Consider the following 12332-nt stretch of genomic DNA (forward strand, 5'->3'; position numbering starts at 1 on the left):
GCCTTGGCAAGGACGGTGGAGGGTGCCGGGTGATCGTCCGCCCAGGGAGCGGGAGTTGGGCAGTGATCGCCCACTCGGCCGCCCTCGTGCCAGCAGGTAGGGCCCTTCCCGTTCGCGGGGCGTGAACCACCCGCGGAGGCGATCGCGAAGCCGTGTGCCCGGAGTATCCGGCGCGGGCCGTCGCGGCGGGAACAGATCCGCCGACCGAGAGGGCGGTCATCGGGCCGGGCACCGTGATGGGGGAGGCCGAAGCCCACCCCCATCACGGGCGGGAATGTCCACGGGGTCAGGAATTCCCGGGCGTTCAGATCCCGAGGACCTTCGCCTCCACCGCCGGATCCAGTCCCACCGGCGGCCGGTCGGCCCGCACGGGCGCCACCCCGCCGCGTGACCGGAGCCAGCTCCAGGTGTCGGCGACCGTCTCCTCGACCGGCCGGCACCGCAGCCCCGCGTTCACCGCCCGGGAGACGTCCGCCGAGAACAGCGCGGCCTCGAAGTCGCTCCCGGCCGGCACCCACACCGGCAGCTGGGTCCACGGCTCGATCCCGGCGGCGAGAACGGCCTCGGGCTCCGTCCAGCGGAGCTCGGCCCGCGCCCCGGTGACCCGCACGCACGCGTCGAGCAGTGCGCCCATCGTGCTGTGCCCCGAGGGGCCGGCCAGGTTGTACGCCCCGTGGAGTTCCGCGTCCACCGCCCCGAGCGTCCACTCCGCGAGGTCCCGGACGTCGATGTACTGGAGCGGCAGATCCCGCGGCCCGGGAGCGAGCACGGGACCGCCCGCCGCGATCCGGTTCAGCCACCAGGGCAGCCGCCCGATGTTCTCGTACGGCCCGAGGATCAGTCCGGACCGTACGAGCAGGGAGCGCCCGGTGCCGAAGGCGTCGAGCGCGGCCAGCTCCCCGCCCCGCTTGTCCCGGGCGTAGTCGGTCCCGTCCGCGTCGGCCGACGCCCCGTCCACGAGCTTCGTGTCCTCGTCGTATCCGGCTTCCGGGGGCCACGCGTACACGGAGGAGCTCGACACGTACACATGACGGGACACCCGCCCGGCCAGCAGCCGCGCCGCGTCCCCGACGACCCGGGGCGCCCCCGACCAGGTGTCGACGACGGCATCCCACTCGTCCGAGGTGCCGGCGAGCGCCGCGAGGCCTTCCGGCGCCGTCCTGTCGCCCAGCAACGACCGGACCCCGGAGGGGGGCCGGTGCCGTCCGCGGTGGAAGACGGTGACCTCCCACCCCCGGCCGAGCGCCGCCTCCACGACGGCCCGCCCCACGAACTCCGTACCGCCCAGCATCAGAAGTCTCCGTGTCATACGGACGACTCTGCACGGACTCCCCGCCCGGTGGCACGGGAATCTGCTGACAGGCGAATCAAGAAGGCGTCCACGCCCGGCCGGAGCGGTCGACGCCGGACGGAGGCGTCGACGTCCGGCCGGGGGTGTCAACGACCGGTCGGCGGAGCGTACTTGTAGCCGACTCGGCGCACCGTCTGGATCGCCTGGCGGTGCAGCGCCCCGAGCTTGCGGCGCAGCCGGGCGACATGGACGTCGACGGTCCGCCCGTCCCCGACGTGCCCGTAGCCCCACACCGTGGAGACCAGCTGGTCGCGGGTGTGCACCCGGTGCGGATGCCGGACGAGATGCGCGAGCAGCTCGAACTCCAGATACGTGAGGTCCAGCACCTGCCCGTCGATCTCGGCGGTGCGCTGCACGGTGTCGATGCGCACCAGCGGCTCGGCGCCGCCGTCACGGGCGGCCGGCGGCTCGGCCCGGTCCGTCACGGCGAGCGGCAGGAGGGGCTGCTGGTCCGCCGGTACGAGGACCAGGTAGCCGATCATCGGCGGCTGCCCCGGCAGGACCGGCAGCGCGTGCTGGGGAGCGGGCAGCCAGGTGGCGCCCGGCGGCAGGAAGTCGGCGACGTTCACGACCTCGTCCGGGTCCACGGCACGCAGTCGGTGCCGTCCCGGGGTGGTCGAAGGGGTGGGGGCCGTCGCGACGGATGAGAAGGAACGAGTGGTCGCCATGAGAGGTCAGCTCTTTCGCGCGAAGAAGTTCGTCGGGAAGGTCGACGACCGCGAGTTCGTGGTCGGGGCCGTCGAGGACGTACGTCGTGCGCGCTGGCCGAAGGCCGGGGGTGTACGGCTTTAGAGGGCCGGCGCGTTCATCGCGCGGCAACACACCCGGTCGAAGTCGTGGTGCTGACGAGAAGGCCAGAAGGGCTCGAGGTCATGGCGACCCGTCGCGGTGTACTTCTGGAAGCTGGCCATGGCTCCATTGAAGCAGAAGCCGGAGCCCGGCAGGAGACCTCTCTCAAGGGCCGGACACTCCCTTGGCGTGAACTTGACGGTGCCAACCCCTAGCCGACCAGGCGCTTGTGCCATGTCAGCGCCGTGACGTGGACAGCGGTGCCGGGGGAGCCGTCCCACTGGGCGGACAGCCCGGCCGCGCCGAGCGCCGCGACGACCTCGCGCCCGACGGACGCCGTGGTCTCGGCCGACCCGTCGAACCCGCCGTAGAGCAGGGTCAGTCCGTGCCCCGCGGCGGCGCTCTCCGTGCACTGGGTGTGGAAATAGACGAAGCCGCGGTCTCCCTCGCCGCGCTCCCCGGCCATCTCGGCGGTGCCGCAGCTGCGGCAGCAGGTGAAGTTCTCGCGCGCGGTGATGCCCTGCGCGTCGAGCCCCTCGAAGACCCCGGTGAGGCGCTCGGGATCGGTGACTCCCTCCCACGCCTCCTGCTCGGCCAGCCGCTCCGTCCACAGCCGGTCCACGAGTTCCCTGGCCTGCGCCTTGGACACCGGACGGTGGTCGCCGTCGACGAGATATTCCTCGGCGTCCTCGGTGAGCCGCGCCCGGTCGTCGTACCCGCAGCGCAGCAGCTCGCGGATCCGGGCCTCGACCTCCTCCCGTACGTCCCCGGGGAGTTCCGGGATCTCCTGCGGGGCGTCATGGCCGAGCGGCTCCCACGGGATGCCCGCGTTCCAGCCGTCTTCCTCGCGGGCCCACCCCGCCATGGCGTCCGCGACCCGGTCCCGGTCGCCGAGAACCGTGCCGAAGAAGCGGTCCCGGCCCTCGCGGTGCTCCAACTGGTAATCCCCGCCGTGCTCGTGCCACACCTGGACGAAGACGTCCGGGAGGTCGGGTATCCGTTGCACGATCACGTAGTGGTCGCCGTCACCGCCGATCCGGTGCACCAGCTCCCGCAGCCGCCCGGCCGAAATCCGCGCGTGCTTCTGCCCGTTCTCGGTCTCGGCCTTGATGGCGAGGGACTCGTCGCTCTGCATGCGTCAAGACTGGCACGCCCCACTGACAACGCGACGGGCCGGACGGACCGGCTGGACCGACCGAAGGGCTGGACAACCGAAGGGGGCGCCCGCCGATTCGGCGGGCGCCCCCTTCGCGGGTGAGCGGGATCAGACCTGGTCGGCCTTCTCCAGGGCGGTGCAGCAGGTGTCGACGATGAGGCGCGTCACGACGTACGGGTCGACGTTCGCGTTCGGGCGGCGGTCTTCGATGTAACCCTTGCCGTCCTTCTCGACCTGCCACGGGATGCGGACCGAGGCACCGCGGTCGGAGACGCCGTAGCTGTACTCGTTCCACGGGGCGGTCTCGTGCAGGCCCGTCAGGCGGTCGTCGATGCCGGCGCCGTAGTTCTTGACGTGGTCCATCGGCTTGGAGCCCTCGCCGAGCGACTCGCAGGCGGTGATGATCGCGTCGTAGCCCTCGCGCATCGCCTTGGTGGAGAAGTTGGTGTGCGCGCCCGCGCCGTTCCAGTCGCCCTTCACCGGCTTCGGGTCGAGCGTCGCGGAGACGCCGAAGTCCTCGGCGGTGCGGTAGAGCAGCCAGCGGGCGACCCACAGCTGGTCCGAGACCTCCAGCGGTGCCAGCGGACCGACCTGGAACTCCCACTGACCGGGCATGACCTCGGCGTTGATGCCGGAGATGCCGAGACCCGCCTTGAGACAGTTGTCCAGGTGCGCCTCGACGACGTCACGGCCGAAGATCTCGTCCGCGCCGACACCGCAGTAGTAGCCGCCCTGCGCGGCGGGGAAGCCGCCCTCGGGGAAGCCGAGGGGGCGCGAACCCTTGAAGAAGGTGTACTCCTGCTCGATGCCGAAGATCGACTCCTGCGCGGCGAACCTCTCCGCGACCTCGGCCAGCGCGGCACGGGTGTTGGACTCGTGCGGCGTCATGTCGATGTTGAGGACCTCGCACATGACGAGGATGTCGTCGCCACCACGGATCGGGTCCGGGAAGCTGGCCACGGGCTTGAGTACGCGGTCCGAGGCGTGCCCCTCGGCCTGGTTCGTGGAGGAACCGTCGAAGCCCCAGATCGGCAGCTCAGCACCCTTGGCGTCGTCGGCCAGGATCTTCGTCTTGGAACGGAGCTTGGCCGTCGGCTCGGTGCCGTCGATCCAGATGTACTCAGCCTTGAAGCTCACGGGCCACATCCTTCGGGGTGGGTCTTGAGTCGCACTTGCGGGTGCTGCGGCGCTGCGGCACTGGGGCGCCGCTGGGGATGCCCGGCAGCCTGTCAACCAGCGATTTCCCGATCATTGCCCGAATGTGAACCCCGTGTTACCTGAGTTGTGTGTGCCTGGTCTCACACCACCTGTCCCGCTGCCGCCGTACGCGTGCGAGCGTTCGCGACCGCGATCGGCCGGCCCGTCGCCCGCCCGGGTCCCGCAGGTCCGGGGGAGAGGGCGAGCGGACGGCTCGTATGCGATGCGCGTGGGAGCGGTACGGGGGATGTGGTCCGGTTCCGCCCCGGTTGCCCGCCCATGCGAAGGCCCTGCCGCTTCCGATCCGGGGGAATCGGCGACGGCAGGGCCTTCGACCCGTTCTGCCCGTTACCCCACCTTCTCGATACGGGCCTTGCGGATCAGGAACTTGCCCGGTTCCCGGACCTGCTCGAAGGCCGCGTTGTTCAGCAGGACACAGCTGCCGGAGACCGAGGTGACCTCGACGGTCGTGGACTTGTTGTTGTCCAGGTTGGTGACCTTCAGCTTCGTCCCGGCCGGGAACTGGTTGCTGGACGCGGCCGGTGCGCCGCCCTCGCCGGAGAGCGTGACGGTCGAACCGTTGCAGACCTGCTGGCCGGTGGCGGCGCCACCGCCACCGCCGGCGTTGTTCGCGGGGGCGGACTGCGCCGGGGCCGAGGGAGCGGGCGCGGCCTGCGCCGGTGCGGACTGCGCCGGCTGCGGGGCGGTCTGGGAGTCCTGAGCCGATTCCCCGACCGCGCAGTTGGACGCTTCCTGCTGAACCTTGATCTGCGCGATGACGGCCTCGCGGTTGGCGATCCGTGCCTGCGACTGCGCGTCGGGGGCGGCCCGCTGGCCCTCGATGAACTTCTGGTTGTTGCCGAGCGCGGTGGCCAGACCCTTGCAGACCGTCGAGGTCTGCGCGTTCTGCACCGACGCCGCGTTCGAGGTGGCGGCCAGGGCGAATGCCCCACTGCCGGCCACGGTCACCGCGCTGACCAGCAGAGCGATCTTCTTCTTGGTGCTGAGAGTTCTCCTACGCGACATGCGCGCCTCCAGAGCGGGGGGGAGCGTTACGCCGCTATGTACGAGATACCGAACGCAGTTACTCAACGGTTTCGGCAATCACTTAAGTAACCTGGGTCACACGGGAGTTGAGCGGGGCGAGGACCGGCCGAGGACCGGCGGTGCATCCGCCGTGCACCTGCCGGGCGTCGGTCGGGCGTCCGTCGGGCGCCGGTCGGAGGTCGCCCTGGCGCCGCTCCGTGCCGCCCGGCCCGCTACCGGGACAGGGCGTCCCGTACCGCCTCGTCCGTGCGGCCCACCACGGCCGTCCCGTCCTCCGCGGTGATGATCGGCCGCTGGATGAGCTTCGGGTGCTCGGACAGCGCCTTGATCCACCGGTCCCGTGAACCGGCGTCCCGTGCCCACTCCTTGAGCCCCAGTTCCCTGGCGTCGGCCTCCTGGGTCCGCGTGATGTCCCACGGTTCGAGGCCGAGGCGGTCGAGGACGCCGCGGATCTCGTCCTCGCTCGGCACGTCCTCCAGGTAGCGGCGGACGGTGTAGTCGGCGCCCTCCGCGTCGAGCAGGCTGATCGCGCTGCGGCACTTCGAACAGGCCGGATTGATCCAGATCTCCATGCCGCACACGTTACGGGAGACACCTTCGTGTTCTGGTGTCACGGCAGCCTCAAAGGCCCTGTGGCCAGCGGCTCTTGTCAGTGCTCGGCGGTAGAATAGAAGCAGTGTTCGAGGGTGTCGCCGGGGGGTCCGGACGGCGCCCTGACCGCGACAGGAGGATGCCTGTGCCCGCTGCCGCACTGAAGCCGCTGCCCACTCAGTCCACATCCAGGAGGGCGGTCCCGCTGGATCTCCCGTACGAGCCCGTGGAGAAGCGCCCGCTGCCGCCGGGGCGCCCCCGCGACTGGTATGTCACGCACAACCGCCGGCTCAAGGCGATGCGACTCGCCATCGCCCTGCTCGACTCCGGTGTGTACGTGCCGAATCAGGCCCGCAACGAGAAGATCCGCGGCGCCGCGGAACTCATCGGCGTCCACCCGCCGTCGGACACCACGTGCCACATGGTGCGTGCGCTGATGAGGTACGCGCGCTGAGGAGTCGAGCGCGCTGATCACCGGTGCCGGGTGGCTCGCGCCCCGAGGCGGGGCCACCCGGCCCCGGAACCGGCGGTCACCCGGAACGGCTCCGGTCGCCGTTCGCGACCGGCACCGGCGCCGACGACCGTCGTCACCCGGTACCGGCACCGGCGGTCACCCGGCGTCGGTATCCGTCGTCATCCGGCAACCCGCGTCGGTCCTCACCCGGCCGACAACTCCCGCTCCAGGGGCGTCCGGAAGCGAGGAGTGACCCGGGTCCGCCCCACCCATGCCTGAAGGCGCTCGGCCTCCGCGGAGATCGCGGTCCGCGCCTCGCGGCCGACACCCCCGGAGTCCAGCAGCCGCCAGACCACCTCGCCGTCGGGCCGCTGCGCCCACCCCCCGACCACCCGGCCGTCCCACCACACCGTCGGTCCGACATTGCCGCTGCCGTCGAAAAGGGCGGGCCGCAGGGACGGGTCGAGGTACCAGTCCCGCTCCTGCCGGCTCATGGGCGTCGGATCGAGGCCGGGCAGCAGAGCGGCCCAGGGTGCCTCCGGCCCGGCGACCGGGTTCTCGTCGTCGGCCGCCACGTACCCCGTGAGCCCGTCGTCGAGCGAGACGGCCACCGCCCCGATCGCGGCAAGAGTCCGCCGTACGTCGGTGACCTTCCACCCCGTCCACCACTTGAGGTCGGCCTCCGTGGCGGGCCCGCACGCCATGAGCCAGCGGCCCAGCAGCTCGGATCGCGCCTCGGCGGGCGGGAGGTGCGGATGCGGTGGCGCGACCGCCCAGCGGAACTGGCTCGACGTCCAGGAACCGAGCGGGCGCCCGCGCACCACCCGGCCCTCGACGCCCAGCACCCGCATCAGCCGGGACGACACCGTCTGCGGACTCTCGTAGCTCTTCCCGGCCCCGTAGACGAACTGCTCCTTCAACCGCGGCTCGTCCCCGGTGAGTTCGTTCACCGTGGCCTGTCCGCGCCGGGCCAGCGCGGCGAGCGCGGACGCCTCGACCTCCGTGAGCCACTCCTCGGTCAGCCGTCCGTCGCTTCCGGTGACCATGTCCTTGACCAGCCCCGCCCGGGCCTTCGCGGCGATGTCGAGCCCGGTCGAGGCGTGCACCACGGCGGCCAGGCCGGTGGGGAACACGAACACGGTGTGCCGCATGCCGTGCATCCGTACGAGTGTCCGGTCCTCGTACAGTGCCCGGTCGACCTGCGCCACCGTCGCCCCGCCGTCCGTGAGCCGCGCGCCGACCGCCAGGTACACCGTCGCCGGGTCGGTGCCGTGCAGCGCCACCAAGGAGTCCGCGACCTCCTCGGGGGCCGCCGCCCGCGCGGAGCCCACGAGCCGCTGCCGCAGCCCGAGCCGTGCCCGTCGCTCCGCCACCCCGATGTGCCGCGGCTTCCCCGTCACGTCGCCTCCGTCCCGTCGCCCAGCACTCCCCGCTCCTCATCCTCTCGAACGCCCGCCCGTCACAGGGCGGGACTCACCCGTTCGCCGTAGCCGGGCATGCGGCGGCCCAGCCCGCGGCCTTGACTGGGGCCACCGCGAGGAAGCGGGATCCGGAGGCGAACCAGGACCACGTGGGGAGAGACGATGCATCAGAGGAACGGCATACGAGGACCGGTCCGTCTCATCCTGGCCGTGGCCGTGGTGGCGGCCCTGGCCGCGCAGCTGACCGCCTGTTCGGACGACAGCAGCCCCTCCGACACCGCCTCCAAGGCCGCGTCCGCCGCTTCCAAGGCCGCCTCCGCCGTCTCCGAGGCCGCGTCCGCCGCCACCGAGGCCGGTGACGCCCTCGCGTCCGCGACCGCCGAGGCCGGCAAGAAGTTCGACGAGTTCAAGAACGGCGCGGACGCCAAGGACGAGGTGAAGCTCGACGGCGGCGCGAGCCCCGACTCCGACGGGCGCGCCACGGTCAAGGTGACCGTCACCAACCCCACCTCCTCGGCGAAGTCCTATGTCGTCCAGGTCGACTTCCGCGACCAGAGCGGCAATCTCCTCGACACGACCGTCGTGACGGTGAACGACGTCGCGGGGGGCGCCTCCAAGGACGTCACCGCCCGCAGCAACCGTTCCCTCACCGGCGACGTCAAGACCGATGTCGCCCGCGCTGTGAGGCACTGACGGATGCTCCGGAACAGTGTCACGGCCACCTCGGCAGACCACGCCGCCCGGGGCCGGGCGGCGCGCAAGCGCGTCACCCGTTCCGCGCACGGCACCTGGATCCCCGCCGCCGACCGCCCCGATCCGGTCGGCCTCCTGCAACAGCAGGGCAGGGACCGGCTTCCGGAACTGCTGCCGATCCGGTACGCGCGGATGGCGGCGTCACCGCTCGCGTTCCTGCGCGGGGCCGCCGCCGTCATGGCCGCCGACCTCGCCGCCCAGCCGCACACCGGGCTCACCGTCCAGCTGTGCGGCGACGCCCACCTGCTGAACTTCGGTCTTTACGCCTCCCCGGAACGCTCCCTCCTCTTCGACCTCAACGACTTCGACGAGACCTTCCCCGGACCCTTCGAGTGGGACGTCAAACGGCTCGCGGCCAGCGTCACGGTCGCGGCCCGGGAGAACGGGCACAAGGAGGAGCACGTCTTCGGCGCGGCACGGGCCGCGGCAGGGCAGTACCGGGAGGCGATGCGACGGCTGGCCCGGCAGGGCGAGCTGACCGTCTGGTACGAGCACATCGACGCGGATCTGCTGCTGCCGCTGGTCCGCTCCGGCCGTCGGAGCCGGCGCGTCGAGGCGACCCTCACCCGGGCCCGCCGCCGCACCAGCCTGCAGGCGCTCGGCAAACTCACCGAGATCGTCGACGGACGCCGCCGCATCGTCCACGACCCGCCGCTGCTCGAACCGGCCGGAAGCCTCGACATGGCCTCGCTCCGCAAGATCTTCAGCGACTACCGTTCCACGCTCCCCGAGGAACGCCGACTGCTCCTGGACCGCTACCGGTTCGTCGACGCCGCCCGCAAGGTCGTCGGTGTGGGCAGCGTCGGCACCCGCTGCTTCATCGTGCTGCTCGCCGGGCGGGACGCCGACGACCCGCTGTTCCTGCAGATCAAGCAGGCGGGACGGTCCGTGCTCGAAGAGCATCTGCCCATCGGCCCGTACGCCCATCCGGGGCGCCGCGTCGTCGCGGGGCAGCGGCTGATGCAGGCCGCCGGCGACATCTTCCTGGGCTGGACGACCGGTCCCGAGGGGCGGGCGTTCTACTGGCGCCAGTTGCACGACATGAAGGGGTCCGCGGACATCGCCGGCATGAACCCGGGCGAACTGCGCACCTACGCCCGGCTGTGCGGCACGGCCCTGGCCCGAGCGCACGCCCGTTCCGGTGACCGCATCGCGATCGCCGCCTATCTCGGCGGCGCCGACACCTTCGACCGTGCCGTCGCGGACTTCGCGCTGCGCTACGCGGACCGCAACGCCGCCGACCACGCGGTACTGGGCGCGGCGGTGATCGCCGGCGTGGTCCCGGCGGCCCCCGGCGTGTGACATCTGCCGGCGCCCGCCGCCGGGGGCCGGATGCGGGACCCCGGGACCCCCGGACGGAGCCGGCCTCCGTGCCCCGGGGACCCGGTACGCGCGCGGCCGTTCAGATCCCGGCCGCCGCCCGCACAGGGTCGCCGAGTCCGGTGAGGACGAGGTCCACGAGCCGCCGCCGGTCCTCGGCGTGGTCGCGGAACCAGAGGCCCAGCATGTGCTCCGCGTCGGGCAGTTCGAAGCGGGTGAAGCGGGCCCGCGCGGTGAGCGCGTCCGCGATGGCCTCCGTCACCTCGGGCGGGATGACCGTGTCCGTGCCGGGTACGGCGAGGACCGCCCGGCCCCCGTACGCCCGCAGGACGTCGAGCGCGGGAGCCCGCCGCCAGCTGTCCGGGGTACGGATGATCCGGCTGAAGCGGCTCTCCGCCGCCCCCGTGCCGCCGTGCCCGGAAGCCGGCTCTTCGTCCTCGAAGGGAATGGGCCAGGCCTCGGCGTCGTACACCGCGGGCGCGCACAGCACGAGCGCCACCGCGCGGTCCCCGTAGTGCCGCGCGAGATCGGCCACCGTCTGGCCGCTCATGCTGAACCCGACGAGGATCAGCGGGGCGCCCGCCGGAACCGTCGTGTCGATGACCGACACGGCTTGCTCGAACCGCCGCCGAAGGCTCAACTCGCCCAGCTCGCCGGTGCTTTCACCGTGCCCGGAGAAGTCGAAGGCGAGCCCCGCGCAGCCGCGGGCGGCGAAGTCGTCGAGCAGCGGGAGCAGTCGCTCCTTGCTGCCGTTGCCCGCGCCGTGCAGAAGGACGGCGGTGGCCGCCCCGCCACCTCCGTCGTTCCCGCTGCCGCTGACGCAGCTCAGTCGTTCACCGTCGTGGTCGTGTGTGAAGGGAGAGAGCATCTCCCCATTCACTCATGATTCACTCGTGCCGATCATGCGGTAACTCGCCTTCCGCGAGGAGGGTTTGACGCGAAGCGGTCGGCTCAGGAGGAGGCGGGAGTGCCGCCGGAGTCCGTCTTGGTGGTGCTGATCGTCGGCGAAGCGGCCGTGCCGCCCGCTTCCGGCGTGGCCGTACCGCCCGCCTCCGGCGCCGCGGTGGCGGCGCCCGCCTTCGCCTGCGCCGCCGCGACCGCGTCGCGCAGTGCGTCCTCCTGCTCCTGACTCAGCGAGGTCTGCACCAACTGGCCGCCGAATTCCGCGATCTGAGGGATCACCTTGTCCCCGGCAGCCTGCTTGACCAGGACGAACAGCGCGGCGGCGCCCGGCCGCAGATTCTGGCTCAGATCCTTCATGAAGTTGTCGTTGATCCCGGTGTCCGTGACCGCGCCACCGGCGGCGCCGGCCGCGGCGCCCACCGCCGCGCCGAGCAGCGGCGCCAGGAAGAGCAGCCCGATGACGCCGCCCCACAGCGCACCACCGGCCGCGCCGACAGCAGTGTGGCTGACCGCCTGGTGCAGCTTGATCCGGCCGTCCTCGCTCCGCTCGACGACGACCGCGTCCTCCAGCTCGACGAGGTGCTGCTTCGACAGCTCGAACAGTTTGCTGCGCACCTGGTTGGCGGTGGCGACATCGTTGTACGCGACGACGAACAGATTGCTCATGAGGGGAACCCCTTATGTCGATTCCGTTCGACTTTATAGCGATATCGGAAGGGGTGCAGTCGGGAGAAATCAGATGCGTACGGGGGAGCGGGCTCCCTACGCCGAAGGCGTGTTCCGGAGCAGCAGAGCACCGCTTTCCGCCGGACAGGCATCAGTTCGCGGTCGCGGGGCTACTCTCTACGCACCGACGGACGGCCGCCACCCCCAGCGCCCCGTCGGCACATCCAGAAGCCGTCAAGGCCCTTTCACTCACGCATACAAGGAGTCCCGTCATGGGCACCTTGATCTTCTCCGCGACCGTGATCCTGGTCGTCATGGGTTTCTCCAACCACACCCTCTGGCTCGCGGCGATCGTCCTGCTCTTCCTGTACGTCCGCTACGGCCGTACAGGAGGAGGCACGTTCACCGCGGGATCCGTCGGCTCCGCAGGGTCCGCGGGCTCCGCGGGGTCCGCCCCGCAAGGCTCCGGTGGATCCGCGGGCCGCACGGACTCCAGCTATCGGGCGTACCGCGACCGTCGTGACCGCCAGGCCAAGTGGGAGCGCCGCTACCGGCGCGAACGCCCCCTGGAGTCGCGCCGTCAGGAACGCGGGTAGGAGCCCCGACGCGCCGGGGCGTCACAGCCCCCGCGCGCCCCAGGACGGAAACCACCGGGGGAGGTCCAGCGCCGCGGAGCCCCCCCCG

The 12332-nt window shown here is 71.8% G+C and carries 15 protein-coding genes; 5 read left to right on the forward strand and 10 right to left on the reverse strand.

Translation table 11 applies throughout. The features are described from left to right. Positions 1–304: 304 nt before the first annotated feature. Both ACWD68_RS11905 and ACWD68_RS11910 read right to left on the reverse strand, forming a co-directional pair. Positions 305–1291, reverse strand: a complete 987-nt coding sequence (locus ACWD68_RS11905; RefSeq protein WP_451806307.1) for an NAD-dependent epimerase/dehydratase family protein — start codon at positions 1289–1291, stop codon at positions 305–307. A gap of 146 nt (positions 1292–1437) precedes the next feature. After that, entirely contained in the window at positions 1438–2019 is a 582-nt protein-coding gene (locus ACWD68_RS11910; RefSeq protein ID WP_451806286.1) for a winged helix-turn-helix domain-containing protein, read from the reverse strand. On the opposite strand from ACWD68_RS11910, the gene ACWD68_RS11915 reads away from it, so the two are divergent. Next, positions 2018–2143, forward strand: a complete 126-nt coding sequence (locus ACWD68_RS11915) for a hypothetical protein (RefSeq protein ID WP_451806287.1) — start codon at positions 2018–2020, stop codon at positions 2141–2143. The two genes, ACWD68_RS11910 and ACWD68_RS11915, sit on opposite strands and share 2 nt — an antisense overlap. On the opposite strand, the gene ACWD68_RS11920 is transcribed toward ACWD68_RS11915, so the two are convergent. From ACWD68_RS11920 to ACWD68_RS11940, 5 genes are all read right to left on the reverse strand, one after another. Further along, a complete protein-coding gene (locus ACWD68_RS11920) occupies positions 2140–2262 on the reverse strand; it encodes a hypothetical protein (protein WP_106981153.1) in 123 nt (40 codons plus the stop codon). The two genes, ACWD68_RS11915 and ACWD68_RS11920, sit on opposite strands and share 4 nt — an antisense overlap. Before the next feature lie 89 nt (positions 2263–2351). Then, positions 2352–3275 carry a DUF6891 domain-containing protein gene (locus tag ACWD68_RS11925; protein ID WP_451806288.1) on the reverse strand — a complete coding sequence of 308 codons (924 nt, stop codon included), beginning with the start codon at positions 3273–3275 and terminating at the stop codon, positions 2352–2354. A gap of 129 nt (positions 3276–3404) precedes the next feature. Further along, positions 3405–4433 carry a glutamine synthetase gene (glnII, locus tag ACWD68_RS11930; RefSeq protein WP_351122122.1) on the reverse strand — a complete coding sequence of 343 codons (1029 nt, stop codon included), beginning with the start codon at positions 4431–4433 and terminating at the stop codon, positions 3405–3407. A 408-nt stretch (positions 4434–4841) separates the two neighbouring features. Then, positions 4842–5519: a hypothetical protein gene (locus ACWD68_RS11935; RefSeq protein WP_451806289.1), complete on the reverse strand. Its 678-nt coding sequence runs from the start codon at positions 5517–5519 to the stop codon at positions 4842–4844. 233 nt (positions 5520–5752) lie between these two features. Beyond that, entirely contained in the window at positions 5753–6112 is a 360-nt protein-coding gene (locus tag ACWD68_RS11940) for an arsenate reductase family protein (RefSeq protein ID WP_451806290.1), read from the reverse strand. A 164-nt stretch (positions 6113–6276) separates the two neighbouring features. Here ACWD68_RS11940 and ACWD68_RS11945 point away from each other — a divergent pair, with 164 nt between their 5' ends. Then, entirely contained in the window at positions 6277–6585 is a 309-nt protein-coding gene (locus tag ACWD68_RS11945; protein WP_451806291.1) for a hypothetical protein, read from the forward strand. A 203-nt stretch (positions 6586–6788) separates the two neighbouring features. On the opposite strand, the gene ACWD68_RS11950 is transcribed toward ACWD68_RS11945, so the two are convergent. After that, positions 6789–7985, reverse strand: a complete 1197-nt coding sequence (locus ACWD68_RS11950; protein ID WP_451806292.1) for a winged helix DNA-binding domain-containing protein — start codon at positions 7983–7985, stop codon at positions 6789–6791. A gap of 183 nt (positions 7986–8168) precedes the next feature. On the opposite strand from ACWD68_RS11950, the gene ACWD68_RS11955 reads away from it, so the two are divergent. Both ACWD68_RS11955 and ACWD68_RS11960 read left to right on the forward strand, forming a co-directional pair. Next, complete coding sequence (locus ACWD68_RS11955; RefSeq protein WP_451806293.1) at positions 8169–8699, forward strand: FxLYD domain-containing protein; 531 nt, start codon at positions 8169–8171, stop codon at positions 8697–8699. A 3-nt stretch (positions 8700–8702) separates the two neighbouring features. Then, a complete protein-coding gene (locus ACWD68_RS11960; RefSeq protein WP_451806294.1) occupies positions 8703–10061 on the forward strand; it encodes a DUF2252 domain-containing protein in 1359 nt (452 codons plus the stop codon). Between the two features lie 100 nt (positions 10062–10161). Here ACWD68_RS11960 and ACWD68_RS11965 read toward each other — a convergent pair whose 3' ends face one another. Together ACWD68_RS11965 and ACWD68_RS11970 are read right to left on the reverse strand one after the other, a co-directional pair. Continuing rightward, positions 10162–10947 (reverse strand): alpha/beta hydrolase, encoded by a 786-nt coding sequence (locus ACWD68_RS11965; RefSeq protein WP_451806295.1) that lies wholly within the window; start codon positions 10945–10947, stop codon positions 10162–10164. Between the two features lie 83 nt (positions 10948–11030). Next, positions 11031–11648, reverse strand: a complete 618-nt coding sequence (locus ACWD68_RS11970) for a DUF1269 domain-containing protein (RefSeq protein ID WP_451806296.1) — start codon at positions 11646–11648, stop codon at positions 11031–11033. 272 nt (positions 11649–11920) lie between these two features. On the opposite strand from ACWD68_RS11970, the gene ACWD68_RS11975 reads away from it, so the two are divergent. After that, on the forward strand, positions 11921–12244 hold the full coding sequence (locus ACWD68_RS11975) for a hypothetical protein (protein ID WP_451806297.1): 324 nt from the start codon (positions 11921–11923) through the stop codon (positions 12242–12244). Positions 12245–12332 lie beyond the last annotated feature (88 nt).

This window comes from Streptomyces sp. NPDC005141 (genome assembly GCF_053599975.1).